The organism is Nevskiales bacterium (assembly GCA_035574475.1).
Classification (GTDB): Bacteria; Pseudomonadota; Gammaproteobacteria; order Nevskiales; family DATLYR01; genus DATLYR01.
On sequence record DATLYR010000135.1, the window covers coordinates 1 to 16,154 of the forward strand.

The following is a 16,154-nucleotide window of genomic DNA, read 5'->3' on the forward strand; positions in this document are numbered from 1 at the left end:
GAGATTGAGCCCGCCGGCATCGGCGATGGCATCGGCCAGGCTCAAGCCTTTGACCGGCATGGTCACGGCCCGCTGCTGCTTGACCTCACCCAGCATGAATACGCGGTTGGCGCGGTTGTCCACGAAGTGCAGCCGATCACCGTCGCGCAGCACCAGGGCGCCGGCCTCGGTGCCGCCGCCGCGGTATAGCGCGGCTAGGTTGAGCGTAGTACTGCGGTTGCCGCGTGTCAGGATGGCGGTGGTGTAGTAGTACTCGCCTTGTGCCGTGCCCTGCGGGCTTGCCACCGCGCACTGGCCGAGCGCATCGAGCACCGTCACCGGCTTGTCCGTGACCGGCACGATGCAGGAGGTGCCCAGGTCACTGGTCACGACGATGCGCTGGCTACGGTAGGCCACCACGCGCACATCCACCTGCGGATCCGCCAGCACCTTCTTGAGCGTGGCCTCGAACTGCGTGCGGACTTCCTCCACGGTCATGCCCGCGACCTTGGTCACGCCCACGAAGGGATAGAACACCGTGCCGTCGGCCCGCACCAGGCGGCCGGCATCCTCGGGAGACTGGTTGACACCGGGCCCCATCGGCGAAGTAAGCTCCGGGTGGTTCCAGACGATGACACTGATTACGTCACCGGGACCGATACGGTACTCGCTCGGGCCGGTGCCCTCCCCGGGAGCGCGCGGTACCGGCGCCTCGTCCAGCCGTGCGCCGCTGCGCATGCCGCGCACCAGCGCAGGCGTGATGTCCTGCAGCGTCACCCGGTAGTCCCCGTTCTCCGACAGGCGCCCGGCGGACGCATCGCCCGATGCCGGCCGTCCGGCCCAGACTTCGCTGCCTTCCTCCTGCAGCTTCAGGCCCGGATTGGAACAGCCCAGCATGCCCAGCAGCACAAGCGCCGCGACGGGCCGAATGGAAAGACCCACACGAAAAACGAAGCGAGACATTACAGGTAACCCCCTCACCTTGCAGGAACCGCCAGGCGATCTTTCTAGTCCGTGCCGGCGCGCGGGACGCGCGGGCACCGGCGAATCGCAAGAGCGCTGCTTGCAGCGCCCAAGATACTGCGCGCGACGACAAAAAGCCACGGATGCCCCCTCCCCGGCCAGGTCCGACGCTGGCGCTACAGGCAATCCTGATACCACGCCGGGGTATTGCACCACCCGGCGAAGGTTCGGAAAATCCTGCCGGCGCCGGGCGCCTGCCAGCAATCGCTATCTGACCCAGTGCAGTATTCGACTCATGTGATGCAGGAAGTAAGCATGAAGCGGACAGGCGAATGCCGGCGTTTCGGTGGCGCCGTTCATGGACTACCCGGTGGTGCTGACGGCGGTGGCCTATGACCTCTCGGACCGCTTCGATTTCCCGGACGCGCGGGCTGACTACGGGCTGGCGATTGGCTATTCTTTCCGCTGAACCCCGTTAGCCGGCGCCTTGCCAGTCGTGCCAAGGCCGTGCAGACGGGTATCGCGACCAAAAGTCGTCCTACATTCGCCGATCATCTCACCCAATAGGAGCGGCTTCAGCCGCGATCAGCCCCGGTACACCTCACGCCGGTTCCCGATCCTGACCACCAACACGCATAGCGCCCGATCCCGAATCTCGCAAATCACCCGGCAGTCGCCCACCCGGTAACGCCAGAAGCCACCCAACGGCCCGGTCAGCGCCTTGCCCATCGTGCGAGGGTCATCCAGCGCGGCGACGCGCTCGTCCATGTACGCAACGATGCGTCGCGCAGTTTGCTTGTCGAGTTTGCCGAGCTGCCGTACTGCGGTATCCGAGTATTCAATCTTCCAGGCCAAGGCGCTTCTTTACGTCTGCCGCGGAATGTGTCTTCTCCCGGCCTTTGCGGACGCGCTCCAGCACATCCGCAGCCAGGTAATAATCCTCCATGTCCTCAAGCCCGCGCTCGATGATCTCGCGCAGGTAGAACGCCTTGGTCCGGCCCGTCTGTTCGGCCAGGAAATCCAGGCGCTTTTCGGTTTCGGGCGGGAGTCTGATGGAGGTGGCCATGAGACTTCAGTGGCGTCGTGATACGTGTATTCAATGTATCACACGGGTACTATACGTCCAAGGTCGCGGCTGAAGCCGCTGCTACACCCCTCACGCCGGCTCCGGTAGGAGCGGCTTCAGCCGCGAATCCGCGCTTTCGGATGCAGCCGGCGGTCCAGGTACTGCGCCCCGACAAAAAACACCAGCGACAGCGCCAGGAACCCGGCGAACAGCAGCATCTCGCTGAGCCCCAGCAACCGCCCGGCCCACGCCACCCCGCCCATGGCGAGGGAAGCCAGCAGCAGCACAATCACCACCCCGTTGCTCGTCAGGCCACAGTCCAGCAGCAGGTGGTGCAGATGATCCCGCCCGGGGCTGAACGGGCTCAGCCCCCGTGCCATGCGTGCCGCCATGACGCGGATGGTATCCAGCACTGGCAGGCCCAGTACCCACACCGCCTCGATGGGGGTGAAGGCCGGAACCTGCCACTGCGACCCGATCACCGCGAACCAGCCGAGCGTAAAGCCCAGAAACACGCTGCCGTGGTCGCCCAGGAAGATCCGCGCCGGCCGGCCCGGCAGGCGCAGGTTGTAGACCAGGAATCCCAGCACCGCCCCGGCCAGCGGCGCGCACAGCATCAGCAGCAGGGTCACGTGGCTGTCAAAGGCCAGGACCATGAACCAGAACAGCACCACCAGCACCTGGGTGCCGGCCAGGCCATCCAGCCCGTCGATCAGATTGATGCCGTTCTTGATGCCGATCAGCCCGAGGATGGTGACCGGCAGCGCGAGGTTTCCAAGCAGCAGCGGCCGGTCGCCGAGCAGGTGGCCCAGCTGTTCCAGCTGCATGCCCGAGTACGCCGTCAGCAGGATGATCAGCAGCACCTGCAGCAGTACGCGTATCCCGACCTTGATGTGACGGATGTCGTCCCACAGGCTCAGCACCAGCAGACCCAGCCACACCCAGAACTCCGCCACGCGCCAGAGTTCTTTCTGGCCCATGATCAGCAGCGCCAGCATGTAGCCGCCGAACACAGCCATCCCCCCAACGAGGGGAATCGCTCCGTCATGACGTTTGCGCTCGTCCGGCGTGTCGACAAGGCCCACGCGCAGGGCCAAGGGCCTTAACAGCGGCACCAGCACCAGCACGATCCCCAAGGCTACGCCGGCCCCCACCAGCGTAACCACCCAGCTTGCGGCCGTCATATGCCCTCCCAGGCTTCAAGGCCCCCCGATTATTTTGCCACTGCCGCTGCAGGGCCCAGCGGCCCCTCAGGATGCAGGCCCCGCAGAAACTCCTCACAGGGCACGCACAAGATACCGTCAACCGCAAACCGCTCGCGACCAAGGTGCAGGAGGAACACCTCGGCCTCCGGATAGTCCTCGCGAAAGGCCCGCAGAGCGCGCAGGTCCCGGGGCTGCACCCGGGCGGCCCGCTTCACTTCGCAGGCGGCGAATACGCCGGGGCCATAAACGACAAAATCCACCTCGCTACCCGAGCGGGTGCGCCAGTAGTACAAACCGGCTTCACCGCCCCGATAGGCAATCCAGGCCCGCAGATGCTGGGCGACCAGCCCCTCCAGCGCCGGCCCCTCGATTTCCTCCGGCCGGTCGAGCGGCCCGGCCGGCCGCAAGGAACGGAACACCCCCGCATCGAAGAAATAAAACTTGTCATGCGCCACCAGTTGTCGTCGCGCGCGCCGGGTAAACACCGGCACCCGGAAGGCCAGCAGCAGGTCCTCGAGTATGCCGAAGTAACCTTCCACCGTTTTGCGCCCGACCTCGCATTCCCGCGCCAGCGCCGCCAGATTCAGCTGCGCCCCGTGAGAAAAGCTGATCGCTTCCAGAAACCGCGCAAACGCCCCCACGTCGCGCACCAGGGCCTCGGCCTGCACTTCCTCGCGCAGGTAAAGCCCCGCATAGGCACGCAGGGTTGCAGCCGGGTCCTGCGCGCCCCATACCAGCGGCACCAGGCCGGTCCGGAGTGCGCGCTCCATGGAGAAAGCCGCGCCCAGTTCCGTGGCCATGAAGGGATGCAGGCTGGACTCGACCAGCCGTCCACCCAGCAGGTTGGCGCTGCCCCGCCGCAGCTTGCGCGCGCTCGAACCGGTCAGGACAAAGCGCAGACCGGGCCGATCCTCTATCTGCTTGTGTACCACATCCAGGAGCGCGGGCAGCTTCTGTACTTCGTCCACGACCACATCGCGCACCTGCGGATGCGCGGCCAACCGTTCCGCCAGGCGTTCGGGCCGGGCCTGGAGCAACCGCTGCGTCTCGGGTTCCAGCAGGTCCACCCACAGCGCCTGCGGCAAGGCCTGCCTGAGCCAGGTGGATTTGCCCGTGCCGCGTGGCCCAAAGAGAAAGCAGCTGCCGGCCGGAAGCCTGAATAATCTACCTATAGTTTCCATTTTTACAGAATAAATGGAATTTACAGGATAATATTTACATATTCACAAGGCTCCGATCAATATCTGCTCGTCATTACAGCGAAAAAGCCGCCACGGACTCGAAACCGGGGCCGGAATCCAAGGACTTGACACTGGACCCGGCTCAGAACGCCTGATTGCAGTGCCAGCGCCAGGCGGTTTCGATGATGGCGCCGATATCGGTGTAGCGCGGCTGCCAGCCCAGTTCACGCCGGGCCTTGCCGCTGTCGGCCACCAGCATGGGCGAATCGCCCGCACGCCGTGGCGCGACCCGGTAGGGAATCGGCCGGCCCGTGACCTGGCGCGCCGCTTCGATCACCTGCAGCACGCTGAAGCCGTTGCCATTGCCCAAGTTGAAGGCATGCGCCCCGGGATTGCGCCCCAGGTAGTCCAGCGCCAGCAGATGCGCCTCCGCCAGGTCATCCACGTGGATGTAGTCCCGGATGCAGGTGCCGTCGGGAGTGGCGTAGTCGTCCCCGTAAACCTGCACGCCGTCATCCCCGCCCCGCGCCGCCTTGAGCAGATTGGGGATCAGGTGCGTTTCCGGCTCGTGCGACTCGCCGATGCCGCCCAAGGGGCTTGCGCCGGCGACGTTGAAATAGCGCAAGGAGACCGAATCCAGCCCATAGGCCGTGACGGCGTCCTGCAGCATGCGCTCCACCAGCCACTTGCTCACGCCGTAGGGGTTGATCGGCGCCTGCGGATGGTCTTCCGTAATGCGGTCCTGCTGCGGCTGGCCATACACCGCCGCGGTGGAGGAAAAGACCAGCCGGCCTACGCCGTGCGCGCGCATCGTCTGCAGCAGATTCAGCGTGCCGGTGACGTTGTTGGCGTAGTACTCGTAGGGCTGCTCGACCGATTCGCCGACCGAGATCTTGCCGCAGAAATGCATCACCGCATCGAAGCGGCGGCCGGCGAAGGCCTGCGCCAGTGCCTGCGTATCGCGCACATCCACCTGCAGCAGCTCGCAGCCCGCCACCGCCTGCCGGTGGCCGGTGGACAGGTTGTCCAGCACCGTCACCGCGTAGCCCCGCGCGCGCAACAGCCGCACCATGTGGCAACCGATGTAGCCGGCGCCGCCGCAGACGAGGATGTTCATCAGAAGAACTGGCCCAGCTTGCTGAGATTCTTCCAGCACAAGGCGCCGACGCCGCCCACACCATTGCGGCGCAATGCTAGGTAATCCTCGTAGGACTTACGCAGGATCCTCGACAGCCGGTTACTTTCCCCGCCCCAACGCATCTTCAGCAGGACTTCAGGAATGTATACGGGATGCAAACTCGCCCGTGAGAAGAGCCTCAGCATCAGATCGTAATCAGCAGCAATCTGGTAGCTCGTATCGTACAGGCCCCATTTCTCGTAAATCCTCCGCCGCAGATACAACGTGGGGTGAGGCAGCATCCACCCACGCGCCACCTTTTTGTATGAGTACCCCCCTGAGCGCCAGCGCCGGATAACACGCCCGCCCTTGTTCGAGACGTATTCCAGGTCTCCGTAGACGGCATCCACGGAGGGATCCAAGAATGCCGTTGCTACACGTTCCAGAACACGGTCATGGGCAAAGTAATCATCAGAATGCAGTAAGCCGACCACCTCACCGGTGGCCCGCTGCAGGCCCTTGTTCAGAGCCTCGTAGATACCGTTGTCCGGTTCCGAAACCAACAGCGCCAGCCGGCCATCATACTTCCGCAGGATTTCCAGAGTACCGTCCGTGGAACCGCCGTCGATCACGATGTGCTCGACATGTGGCCAGGACTGCGTGTGTACCGATTCCAGCGCCTCACCCACGGTACCGGCACGGTTGTAGACGGCGGTAATGATCGAAATCGTCACCGGCATCAGATTCTCTCTATTACTTCTGGCCGCCCAAGCCGCTACCCCATTGTACGGAAAGATAAACACAGCCCTACGGCCAAGACAAAAGGGCCGCGGCCTGCCTGAGCACCAGCGCCGCTGCCAGGCTCTGGCGAATCTGGATGTTTTGCCGCTTAGGTCCCGGCTTCAGCTGATTGCCATGAATTTAGCCGTCACTTCTGGCAACCAACCAGTCGCCCAGAACTAGAAGGTCCATCCGCGTACGCAGGAAGCAATCCAGCGCCTCCTGCGGCCGGCATACCACGGGTTCGTTTTCGTTAAAGGACGTATTCAGCACCATCGGCACGCCCGTGAGATCGCGAAAAGCCTCGATCAGGCGGTAAAAGCGGGGGTTGGTACGTCGACAGACCGTCTGCAAGCGCCCACTGCCGTCTACGTGCGTAACCGCCGGAATCTGTGCGCGTTTGTCCTCGCGGATGAGAAAAACCTTCATCATGAAGGGCACGTCGTCGTCCTCCTCGAACCAATCCGGCACCGCTTCGCGCAGGATCGAGGGCGCAAAGGGTCGGAAAGATTCACGACGTTTGATTTTGCGGTTGAGGATGTGTTTCATGTCCACCCTGCGCGGATCACAGACGATAGAGCGATTGCCCAGCGCCCGCGGCCCCCACTCCATGCGCTCCTGAAACCATCCCACCACCTGCCCGCTTGCAATCGCGGCGGCTGTGCGGCGGCACAGCTCCCCCTCATCTGTCAGCTCAAGGACTTGGCAGCCAGACGCCTCAATGGCATGTCGCTGCCCCCTCACAAACTGCCGCATTTCCTCCGGCGAGGTCTGCGGCCCCCAATAGGCGTGATCCATCACGAACGAGCGCTGGCCGCCCAGTTGATGCCACACCGCAAAAGCAGCGCCGAGTGCGCCGCCCGCGTCACCGGCGGCGGACTGAACGTACACCCTGCGAAACCGCGTATTGCGATACACCTTGCCGTTGGCGACCGAGTTCATCGCGCACCCACCCGCCAGGCAGAGGTTCTCCGCCGGATGCTGCCGGTGCGCAGCGTTGAGCAGATTGAAGAACGCTTCCTCGTACATCGCCTGCACCGAGCGCGCAATGTCGCGGTCACGCTGCGTCAGCGGCTCGTCGCGGCCACGCGCCGGGCCCAGTAAGCGGACCAACTCTTCCGAATACAAGGTGCCGACGCGCGGCTCGCCGTCCTCCCACTCGTACGCGATCCGTTGCCTGTCATGGCGAAAGAAGCGCAAATCGAGAGTGAATGTACCGTCGGGTGCCAACCTCACAATCTGGCGCATCTCACGCATGAAGTGCGGCTCGCCATACGGCGCCAGCCCCATGACCTTGTACTCGTCGCCGTAGTTCGGAAAACCGAGCCACTGTGTCATCGCCTGATAGAACACCCCGAGCGAATGCGGAAAGAATACGCGCCCGGCGACTCGTATTTCTGAGCCTACGCCGGCACCCCATGCCGCACTGGAAAAGTCGCCAAAGCCATCCACCGAGACCACGACGGCTCGCTCGAAAGGCGACACGTGAAACGCTGAAGAAAGATGCGCCAAGTGATGTTCAACCTGGTGCACCACGCCGGCGAACCCAGGCGCTACCGTCCGCTCCAGCATGTGTGCGACGCTGGCGCGCCGGCGCTTGTTGCGCAACCGATCTGCGATAAACCGTAGATCGGGACGTCGAGCCAGTGTATAAGCGACCTTGCGCAGCAGATGCGCGCGCGGATCCTGGTTGATCGCCACATGCTCAACGTCGCGCAAGGCGACCCCAGCCTCGTGCAGGCAATATTTTATTGCTTCAGAGGGAAACCCGGCCCAGTGCTTGATGCGCCGGAACCGCTCTTCCTCCGCCGCGGCGACAAGGCGCCCGTCAGCAAGCAGACAAGCTGAGGCATCGCCGTGGTACGCATTAAGGCCGAGAATGTATGACATGTATCTTGGCGTGTGAACGAAGTTAGACTGACTGGTTACCTTCTCGTACCACGTCTCACTCCGGCTTGTCTACGACAAGCAGGTGGACTGGGTACGCGAGCCGCGCAAAGTGCGAGTCCAGATTCGATGCAGTCCCTACAGACACGGCAGATCGCTCACAGCAAGCACGCGCTGCCGGCGCTCGCGTGCCATCAGGGCATGGACGGCTGCCGCTTCTTCGCGCGAGTTGCCGGCGGTTTGCTCGAACAGCAGCGCCTCGGGCGGCACGCCCTGTGCGACGAGCAGGCGCGCCCGCAACTCGAGCAAGACGTCGCGTGCGCGCGCGTCGCCCCCTTCGATGCCGGTCATGAGAACGCGTGGTGCCCAGTTCTCCCGGTACAGACGCGCGGCCGTCAACACCCGCGCGCCACTGTCCCCGCCAAGGGCAACGATCAGATCCGCCTGCACCGCGGGCTGCGCCGGCGCCGATAGCCAGCGCCCGGCAAACAGGAAAAGCATAGCGACCGCAGCGACGAACACCGTGCCGAGAGACAGCGCAGCTTTGCCGCAGCGAGTCATGCCGAAATCTGTCGCGCGTAACGATCCAGGACTGCGCTGATGAGGCGAACCATCTCGCTAGTGCCCGTCGCGGGACGACTATGTCGCTGTAACGCCAAAGCCTGGCGGACCCCGGCCAGTAACTTCTCCGCTTCATGCACAACGACCGCCTTGCCGGTCCGGGCAAGTGCCTCAGCATTTTCAACTTGATGATCATCGATATGCTCGCCCAGTAGGGCGCGTCGAGGCATGATGACCGGCACTTTGCCCGCCCGTATAGCGTACAGAACCCCACCTCCGCCCGCGTGCTGGACTACCAGATCGGCCGCCTCAATCAGACGTTCGAACTCGGCCATCGTGACGAAGGCCCGCGCGTCGCATCCTGGTGCAGTGAACTGCCCATGGCCGTACTGAACAATCACGGGCTGCGGCAGTTGGTTTACAACTGCTGCTACTGCATCGAGCAACCGTTGAAAGGGTTGATGGGCGTTTCCGACCGTTACGAACGTGCTCAAAACAACGTCCCTCCATGGACCCCGCGCGGAAAATAGGTCGCTAGATTCAGCCACTGATAGTAGAAATCATGCGCAAGCCAGTACATGATCCGGCCTGTCAACGACGGTTTGTTCACACGGGTGAACGTTTCCACGAACACGATGCGGCAGCCAAACAGGTACCGCCCGACAAGTGCAAATGGCACAGCAGGGCCCGCCCCAGTGCTTAACAGCACGTGTGGCCTTTCGTGGCGCAGGATTCGGTACGCCTCCCACAGATTTACGAAGAATCGCCAGTCCCGCTCGGAATGCGCAATGAAGTAAGTCTTACCGGCCATGTCGGGCGCCAAGCCCGCCCGGTCGTTGAGTACATAGAAGTGCTCATAACGTGCGTAGGCGGGCGCCAGGGCACGCACTTCTGTCAAGTGGCCACCGCAGGAAGAGACGATACCTATCTTCATGATGGCGACTTACATGCGACAGCGATCATGGATTTCGCCAAAGGCGGGATACGCCCAACACGATGGAAGCGAATGTCTCTAAAACCGACCTCCTCTAATAGAGCTCTCAAGGTCTTTATCGACCAGAACTTGATGTGACCGTGATCCCAAAGGGCGGTGAAGTGCGCATCCATCCTACCGGTAACGGCCAATGCCAGATTCTTCAGATAACCATGATAGGGCGTTGACACGATAGCCACGCCCCCCGGGTCGAGCAACGAGTAGAGCGTCTTCGCATATCGACGTGGCGCGTAGAGATGCTCGACCACTTCCAAGCTAACGACGACCGGAAACGTCCCATATTGCGCCACCAGGTCGTCGTACGCTGAACCGACCCGCAAAGTAATGTGTGGAAAGTGCGTGTTAGCGTGAGCGATGCCCTGCTCGGATGGATCGACTCCGGCCACTTCCCAGCCAAGCCGAACCAGCTCATTGGCCACCGAACCATTGCCACAACCCAGATCGAATAGACGTCGCTTCTCCTGAGGTATTTCCAGCCCCTCAAGGATGTTCTTGAGTCCTGGCAGCAGGTAGGCATGCGAGGCGTTCAGCCCAGCATTTTCCCAGACGTAACCACTCGCCTCTGAATTTGGTCCCATTAATCCACCCTCACGTAGTGAGGCGGATCGGCGCCGCCCTGCAACCAATCATAGAAGGCAGCCATTTTTTGCGCGATACTGCTCCAGGAAAACTCACATATCATCCACGCCCTACCGTTGCGACCCATTTCGACGAGCCGTTCGTCGGGCAAGGCCAGCGCCTCTTCCAACGCGGCAACCAGCGGATCGACGCCGATATCGATCCACCAGCCTGCTGCTTGCTCGACGAGCCTCGCCCACGGCGCGCCTTTGGTGACGATGGCCGGTGTGCCGGCAGCAAGGGCCTCGACGACCGTCATGCCGAAATTCTCCGAATGGGTCGGCAACACGAAGAGATACGCCGAACGGTAGAGCTCAAGCTTGTCTTTGCCGTAGACAGGTCCGGGAAAGGTCACGCGCGCAAGCCCGAACTCAGCGGCAAGCGCCCGGTACTGGGCAAGATATCCGCCGTCGTCGGGCCCGGCGACGACCAGCCGCCAGTCGGGAAACTTCCGCTCCACCGCTGCCCAAGCGCGCAGCAACAGGTCGATGCCCTTTATCTTGTGAATGCGCCCCAGATAGAGCAGCGTCTTCGTTGGCCCTTGCGGCTTGGCCGCGAGCGGCGGCACGTCGATGCCGTTGGGCTGCACGCACACCGGCTGCCGAAACCCGAGATGGCGCAGATCGAGAAGCTCTTCCTCCGATGTGGCATGAAAGGCATCCGCCGCTTGCATCGTCTGCTTCTGCCCCAGCAGATGCCACATCACCCACTTGCGCCCGCGATGGTGATTCCAGGCCCATTCCGACACCGTGCCGCGCGGCGAGATGACGAGCCGTGTATTCCCCGCCCGGCGGGCGCGGCCCGGGTACACGTTGTTCATCATCCAGAGTCCGTGGCTGTGGATGATCTGCGCTCGGCCCGACCGCACCTGCTCGAGCATCCACTTCGCCATCGCCGGCGAGCGGCCGAGGCGCCGTGGACCGAAGTCAACTGGAAAACGCTGGACGTACGCAGGTGATGGACTTCCCGGCATCCAGTCGAGCACGGCGAGTTTCGTCGGCGTGCCTGCGGCGAGCAGTTCCTCGCACAGCCGCCGCACCGAATAGACCGGGCCGCTGGCTTCGACATCGATGGTGGCGACGGTGTGAAGGATCAACTCACATCCCCACCACCGTGAAGCGACAACGTCGGCCGGGAATCACTGACCCGACGCGCAACCGCATCAGCGTCCTTTCGCCGACGCACCATGGCAGCAAGCCCAGCGTGCAGGATCAGAGTCACGATGACAACCTGTAGCACGCCGCCGATGTAGGCAGGGACGAACCAGTCATCCGGCCGCAGCCCGAGATAGATTGCTTGAAAGATTAGCGGCACGTACAGCCACTGTCGCGATCGAATGGCGTTCAAGCTAAAGCGACCTATAACTGCGAATAGCAGTCCGACAAATCCTCCAACCAATACCACGAGTAGCCAGCCTCCGTTCCAGTAAGCTTCGCCGACGAAGCCCAGGCCGGTCGATGACGTGTCCGTCCCCTTTATCAGATAGGTGAAATCGACCCCGGGCGTCATGATCGGTTTGTCTTCGCGGAGGAACCTCGGGACGAAGACATAACCAACCATACCGAAGGTCCAACCTGGCTTGCCTTGGTCATACTGGTCCATGGCGAAGGCCTGCGCGTTCGGATAGGCCAACCGCGACCACCAGCCCTGAACACCGGGAAGCAGGTCGGCCAACGTCTCGCGTCCCGCCACGCCGTACGAACCCGCGGCGGTGATCAATTCGGCCAAATCCTGCGCCGAAGCGCGGCCCAGGAGGATCCGAGTATAGTTGACGAAAGGCGAAAGGACGGCCACATACGCGACGGCCACCAACAGCCCGGTGGCGATGAGCCGCTTGAGATTTGGGCGTACGGCATACTGTCCGAGGAACACCAGTAGTACGGTCTTGATGATGTGAAGCTTTGCAAGCATCACAAAGCCGACGATGACCTCGGCGGCAATAAGACCCCAAAGCAACAGGCGTGCGCCACGCCTGTGCTCGGCAGCGGCCACGCTGAGCGGCAGGATTGCCAACCCGGAAAACGTGCCCAGGTATTGAACCGACCCAGGCAAAACATAACTCGATAGACCCAGAACGTACGGAAGCTCGAACAAGTACTTGACGGGTACACCGAGCGCGAGGAAAAGCAGAGCCACCCGCCATGCCGAATGAGCGGGTGCAGTCTCGGCGCGCGATGTGGCCCCAAGGCGAACACGATACGCGAGGGCGAATCCCGAAACCACTGCAGAGAGACCGACCGCGTTGAGGAGATTCGTTCGCAGCAACGCGCGACCATCAAGGGGATATAGCGTGTCCATATAGGCGACCGTCTCCGGTGTGCCGTAGACGTATACCAGCGGCCCGAGGCCGTAGTAGGCAGCCCACGCCGCGAAGAACCATGGTAGCGGGGTCCATAAAGCCAAAGGCTTATTCCTTACGGACGCATAGCCGCACCACAGGCAAACGCCACCCAACAACGCAGGCAAGGTTCCATTCGCAAACCGCATCGCTGCCGCGTCATCGCTTGAAAGGACAAGCGCACACAAAGTCGCCGCGCCAAGAAGGCTGCCAATAAGCACCACGGCTGCAGCTGTCGGCAGCACTTGCACCGTGGAGGCTTGTTGGTCGGATCCCATTCAGAGTCTCACCGACTCACTTTAGACTCGGCTGTATCCAAACAAGGCATGCGGTCGAAGGGAAAGACTGCCGACTCGAGCTCGGGGAACGCCATGGCCTGATCTTTGGGGGCGCTCCATTACCACAGTTGGCAACACAGGCAGCCATCACCTGGTCAAACCCGAGATTAGGAACACCCGCGTGAATACACCGCTGCCGCTATCGCCGGTCTCGGCGATGTTCCAGACCTTGAGCCCCGCGCGAATCGCCTGCCACACGCACCAGCGCAGCGTCGAGGCGGCGCTGTAGCCCCACGGCACCGGCCCCTGCTCGCGGGCCTCGATCGCCGCAAATCCGACGAGCGCGAGCAGCCTGGATAAGGCGTTGGGATTGAAGCCAAGTTCGTGCGTCAGATCGTTATAGCGGTGATGCGTGCCCCATGGGCTTTCCGCATTGGGCGTCTGCAGCACCAGGCGCCCGCCCGGCTTGAGTGCGGCGTGGCACAAGTCGAGAAACGTCAACACTTCGTCCTTGCGGAAGTGCTCGACAATGTCCAGACCGCAGATCAAGTCGAACTGCCCTTCCCGCACGGCCAGATAGTCCAGCACGTTCGCTTCCGTGACGTTCGGCGTCACCTGCCGCGCGAGCGCCACTTGCTCGGGGCTGACGTCCACACCGTGCACGTCGGTGTAGCCGGCATCGAGGTAGAACTGCAAGAGCTTTCCGCCCCCGCAGGCGATGTCCAGCACGCGCGCGTCGCGATCGGGCGGCAGCCAGCCGCGCAAGTAGTGGCGGTACGCCAGACCCCAACGCCGCGCGGCAGCGACGTCGAAGACGTCGGGCGCGCTTTGAAAGCGCGAGGCGTAGCGCGCGTAGATACGGGCGCGGTAGTCGGATACGGTGTCGTTCATCTACGGTTCCTCATGAACCCAACGTACGCGCCATAGAAGCCGGCGCCTTGAAGTGGGCCACTTTGCCGGTGCCTCGCCATGCGCGGCGGGCGCGCGCCAGCGTAATCAGCAGTTGGGCGCCAAAGTAAAGGGGCACGGCCCAAGCCGCGCCCGCGATGCCATAGCGCCAGACGAGCGGCGCGGCGACCGTGACGCTCAGCAGCGCACCGGTAGCCTGCACCATGGCCACGCCGCGCGTGTCATGGTGCGCATAGCACACGCGCTCGAGCACCTGGGCGGCGGCGAGCAGCACGTATCCCGCGGCAATCCAGCCCATCAAGGATGAGTGTGTACGGTACTCCGCTGCCAGCAGAAGCGTTGCCAGCGGTGCATGCAGTAGCACGATGAGGCCACAAAGCGCGATCGACGCGCCCGCAACGCCTGCCAACCACACGAGCAGTACGCGCAACTCCCCCGGGCGATCGCCGGCGCTCACGCGCGCGTAATAGGGCTGGCGCAGCACCAGTTCTACGCTTGCCGACAACATCAGGAAAGGCTTGCTCGCCAGCCCGTACAGGGCTGCGTAGAGTCCAGCCGGAGCCACGCCGGCAAAGGCGCCTATCAGGTAACGGTCGGCCTGGCCGCTGACCCAGCCGATCAATGGCAACGCGGTGAGCGGCCACGCGTACGCCCGCAGTCGATGTGACAGCTCCGACGCTGGCAACAGCGCGCGGACAGGTTGCGCGACCACCTGGCGGTACGTTCGCCGCACCAACCAGAACCCGATGAGCGCAATCAGCGCGCCCGCGAGATACCCGGCCAAGACCGTACTCGCGTGGGCGCCGAGCAGCCACACCAGTGCCACCGCGCACAGCGGGCGTGCCCAGGCATCGGCGATCATCAATAACGCCATCTCGCGCTGGCGGCGCGCGGCGTTGAGGAAAGTGATCTCGACCGAACGCGCAACCTCGACGACGAAGAGCAGCAACGCCGCCACCACGGCCCATCCCTCCTGCGGCCGATGCAGCGACCAGCCCGCACCCGTTAGTGCCAGCGCGGCCAGCGCCAGCAGCGTGGGCTTGCGCAGCGATTGCAACGCAGCGCGGCGTAAAGGCCGCTCACCATCGCTGGGCGCGACGTCGGGATACAGCCGCAGCACCGCTTGCATCAGAGGGCCTGCGGCAAGTCCATGGGCGAGCGCCACCACTCCCAACGCCAGCGCCACCGTGCCGTACACCTGCGGCGGTACAAACTCGGTGATCAGACGCAGGCCCACCAGCGTGGCGAGCGCCGACAATCCCTGGCCGATCAAGACCCAGGTGGTCTCGCCGAGGACGCGGGCGTAGCGTTGGCGGAGTGTCCTCATGCGTGCGGAAGCGCTACTTCGCGCACGATCGCAGCCACGCGTTCGCGATATGCGTGGTCGCTGAAATACTCCAACCCGGCAGGCCGGCCGCGGGGCGTGGCCAGGGCACGATGAATGGCCTGCACCAGCTGTTGCGGCTCACGCGGATCGACCAGCTGCCCGAGTGCGCCGTCGCGCAATGCGTCACGGCTGCCGTCGAGCATGCTGCCGACTGCCGGAACACCGCAGGCCATCGCTTCCAGAAACACGATGCCAAAGCCTTCGCCCCGGCTGGGCATCACATAGACGTCCGCGAGGTTGTAGAGATCGATTTTTTCTTCTTCCCTGACGAAGCGGGTGAAGACGACGCGGTCGGCCACGCCGAGCGTTTGCGCCTTGGCGCGCAGCCGCTCGCGGTCGTCGCCATCGCCGACGATCACGTAACACACGTCGGGCAGCTCGCGCGCGAGCTGCGGCAATAGCTCGATCACTTCGTCGAAGCCTTTGTACCTTTCGTGCCCGGCCAGCCGCCCGACCGTGAGCAGCACGCGCCGGCTTTCGATGCCGTAACGGCGGCCGAGCTCTACGTTGCGCGGCCGCGGTGCAAACGCCTCAAGATCGACGCAGTTCGGAAGAATGCGGAACCGTTCTTGGGGCACAGATGCCCAGGACCTCAGCCGCTCGACGGTATAACCGCTTACCGCGACGACGACGTCCGTTAGGCGGATCAGCTTTCGCACGAGCGGGTTGCGGTGCGGCCGCCAGGCTTCGATGCCGTGCACGATTAGCATCAGCGGACAGCGGTGCAGACGACTTAAAGGCCAGGCGAGCGGCAACAGGTTGACGTGTCCGCAGACGACGAGGTTCATCCTCGGCCCACCCAAGGCCAGCCGCACCACACGCCAGCCGAAGCGCAGCTTGCCGTGCGCCGCCGGCCTATCGAACCGGACCTTTCGCGGCATCGGCTCCATC

18 protein-coding genes are annotated in these 16,154 nt (G+C 63.4%); 1 reads left to right on the forward strand and 17 read right to left on the reverse strand.

Annotation, left to right across the window (positions count from 1 at the left end; all coding sequences use genetic code 11):
• A partial coding sequence (locus VNJ47_07865) for a polysaccharide biosynthesis/export family protein (protein ID HXG28749.1) occupies positions 1–942 on the reverse strand: 942 nt, incomplete at its 3' end.
• Positions 943–1,288: 346 nt separating this feature from the next.
• On the opposite strand from VNJ47_07865, the gene VNJ47_07870 reads away from it, so the two are divergent.
• Positions 1,289–1,411: a hypothetical protein gene (locus VNJ47_07870; protein HXG28750.1), complete on the forward strand. Its 123-nt coding sequence runs from the start codon at positions 1,289–1,291 to the stop codon at positions 1,409–1,411.
• Between the two features lie 116 nt (positions 1,412–1,527).
• Here the strand turns inward: VNJ47_07870 and VNJ47_07875 are convergent, their stop codons facing one another.
• From VNJ47_07875 to VNJ47_07950, 16 genes are all read right to left on the reverse strand, one after another.
• Positions 1,528–1,797: a type II toxin-antitoxin system RelE/ParE family toxin gene (locus tag VNJ47_07875; GenBank protein HXG28751.1), complete on the reverse strand. Its 270-nt coding sequence runs from the start codon at positions 1,795–1,797 to the stop codon at positions 1,528–1,530.
• Positions 1,781–2,008 carry a DUF6290 family protein gene (locus tag VNJ47_07880; GenBank protein HXG28752.1) on the reverse strand — a complete coding sequence of 76 codons (228 nt, stop codon included), beginning with the start codon at positions 2,006–2,008 and terminating at the stop codon, positions 1,781–1,783. Before VNJ47_07880 ends, VNJ47_07875 begins: the two co-directional genes overlap by 17 nt.
• Before the next feature lie 116 nt (positions 2,009–2,124).
• Positions 2,125–3,192 carry an MraY family glycosyltransferase gene (locus VNJ47_07885; protein ID HXG28753.1) on the reverse strand — a complete coding sequence of 356 codons (1,068 nt, stop codon included), beginning with the start codon at positions 3,190–3,192 and terminating at the stop codon, positions 2,125–2,127.
• Between the two features lie 29 nt (positions 3,193–3,221).
• On the reverse strand, positions 3,222–4,394 hold the full coding sequence (locus tag VNJ47_07890; protein HXG28754.1) for a DUF4143 domain-containing protein: 1,173 nt from the start codon (positions 4,392–4,394) through the stop codon (positions 3,222–3,224).
• A gap of 142 nt (positions 4,395–4,536) precedes the next feature.
• Complete coding sequence (gene galE / locus VNJ47_07895) at positions 4,537–5,511, reverse strand: UDP-glucose 4-epimerase GalE (protein ID HXG28755.1); 975 nt, start codon at positions 5,509–5,511, stop codon at positions 4,537–4,539.
• The gene (locus tag VNJ47_07900; GenBank protein ID HXG28756.1) at positions 5,511–6,251 is read right to left on the reverse strand and encodes a glycosyltransferase family 2 protein; all 741 of its coding nucleotides are present in this window, start codon (positions 6,249–6,251) and stop codon (positions 5,511–5,513) included. The genes galE and VNJ47_07900 overlap by 1 nt, the downstream gene beginning before the upstream one ends.
• A 181-nt stretch (positions 6,252–6,432) precedes the next feature.
• A complete protein-coding gene (locus VNJ47_07905) occupies positions 6,433–8,181 on the reverse strand; it encodes a carbamoyltransferase C-terminal domain-containing protein (GenBank protein HXG28757.1) in 1,749 nt (582 codons plus the stop codon).
• A 135-nt stretch (positions 8,182–8,316) separates the two neighbouring features.
• Entirely contained in the window at positions 8,317–8,739 is a 423-nt protein-coding gene (locus VNJ47_07910) for a YdcF family protein (protein HXG28758.1), read from the reverse strand.
• Positions 8,736–9,233, reverse strand: coding sequence for a glycosyltransferase (locus VNJ47_07915; protein HXG28759.1), 498 nt, complete (start codon positions 9,231–9,233; stop codon positions 8,736–8,738). Before VNJ47_07915 ends, VNJ47_07910 begins: the two co-directional genes overlap by 4 nt.
• On the reverse strand, positions 9,230–9,673 hold the full coding sequence (gene pssD / locus VNJ47_07920) for a PssD/Cps14F family polysaccharide biosynthesis glycosyltransferase (GenBank protein ID HXG28760.1): 444 nt from the start codon (positions 9,671–9,673) through the stop codon (positions 9,230–9,232). The genes VNJ47_07915 and pssD overlap by 4 nt, the downstream gene beginning before the upstream one ends.
• Entirely contained in the window at positions 9,670–10,311 is a 642-nt protein-coding gene (locus tag VNJ47_07925; protein ID HXG28761.1) for a class I SAM-dependent methyltransferase, read from the reverse strand. The genes pssD and VNJ47_07925 overlap by 4 nt, the downstream gene beginning before the upstream one ends.
• A complete protein-coding gene (locus VNJ47_07930) occupies positions 10,311–11,447 on the reverse strand; it encodes a glycosyltransferase (GenBank protein ID HXG28762.1) in 1,137 nt (378 codons plus the stop codon). Before VNJ47_07930 ends, VNJ47_07925 begins: the two co-directional genes overlap by 1 nt.
• Positions 11,444–12,967: a hypothetical protein gene (locus VNJ47_07935; protein HXG28763.1), complete on the reverse strand. Its 1,524-nt coding sequence runs from the start codon at positions 12,965–12,967 to the stop codon at positions 11,444–11,446. The genes VNJ47_07930 and VNJ47_07935 overlap by 4 nt, the downstream gene beginning before the upstream one ends.
• Positions 12,968–13,114: 147 nt before the next feature.
• Positions 13,115–13,858 carry a class I SAM-dependent methyltransferase gene (locus VNJ47_07940; protein HXG28764.1) on the reverse strand — a complete coding sequence of 248 codons (744 nt, stop codon included), beginning with the start codon at positions 13,856–13,858 and terminating at the stop codon, positions 13,115–13,117.
• A 10-nt stretch (positions 13,859–13,868) separates the two neighbouring features.
• On the reverse strand, positions 13,869–15,203 hold the full coding sequence (locus VNJ47_07945) for an oligosaccharide flippase family protein (protein HXG28765.1): 1,335 nt from the start codon (positions 15,201–15,203) through the stop codon (positions 13,869–13,871).
• The coding region (locus tag VNJ47_07950) for a glycosyltransferase family 4 protein (protein HXG28766.1) at positions 15,200–16,154 on the reverse strand (955 nt) is incomplete at its 5' end. The genes VNJ47_07950 and VNJ47_07945, both read right to left, overlap by 4 nt.

What these genes read in the sequence shown, in the direction of transcription:
- VNJ47_07880 (HXG28752.1), bottom strand. Translation starts at nt 2,008, where the DNA reads ATGGCCACCTCCATCAGACTCCCGCCCGAAACCGAAAAGCGCCTGGAT.
- VNJ47_07885 (HXG28753.1), bottom strand. Translation starts at nt 3,192, where the DNA reads ATGACGGCCGCAAGCTGGGTGGTTACGCTGGTGGGGGCCGGCGTAGCC.
- VNJ47_07890 (HXG28754.1), bottom strand. Translation starts at nt 4,394, where the DNA reads ATGGAAACTATAGGTAGATTATTCAGGCTTCCGGCCGGCAGCTGCTTT.
- galE (HXG28755.1), bottom strand. Translation starts at nt 5,511, where the DNA reads ATGAACATCCTCGTCTGCGGCGGCGCCGGCTACATCGGTTGCCACATG.
- VNJ47_07900 (HXG28756.1), bottom strand. Translation starts at nt 6,251, where the DNA reads ATGCCGGTGACGATTTCGATCATTACCGCCGTCTACAACCGTGCCGGT.
- VNJ47_07905 (HXG28757.1), bottom strand. Translation starts at nt 8,181, where the DNA reads ATGTCATACATTCTCGGCCTTAATGCGTACCACGGCGATGCCTCAGCT.
- VNJ47_07910 (HXG28758.1), bottom strand. Translation starts at nt 8,739, where the DNA reads ATGACTCGCTGCGGCAAAGCTGCGCTGTCTCTCGGCACGGTGTTCGTC.
- pssD (HXG28760.1), bottom strand. Translation starts at nt 9,673, where the DNA reads ATGAAGATAGGTATCGTCTCTTCCTGCGGTGGCCACTTGACAGAAGTG.
- VNJ47_07925 (HXG28761.1), bottom strand. Translation starts at nt 10,311, where the DNA reads ATGGGACCAAATTCAGAGGCGAGTGGTTACGTCTGGGAAAATGCTGGG.
- VNJ47_07935 (HXG28763.1), bottom strand. Translation starts at nt 12,967, where the DNA reads ATGGGATCCGACCAACAAGCCTCCACGGTGCAAGTGCTGCCGACAGCT.
- VNJ47_07940 (HXG28764.1), bottom strand. Translation starts at nt 13,858, where the DNA reads ATGAACGACACCGTATCCGACTACCGCGCCCGTATCTACGCGCGCTAC.
- VNJ47_07945 (HXG28765.1), bottom strand. Translation starts at nt 15,203, where the DNA reads ATGAGGACACTCCGCCAACGCTACGCCCGCGTCCTCGGCGAGACCACC.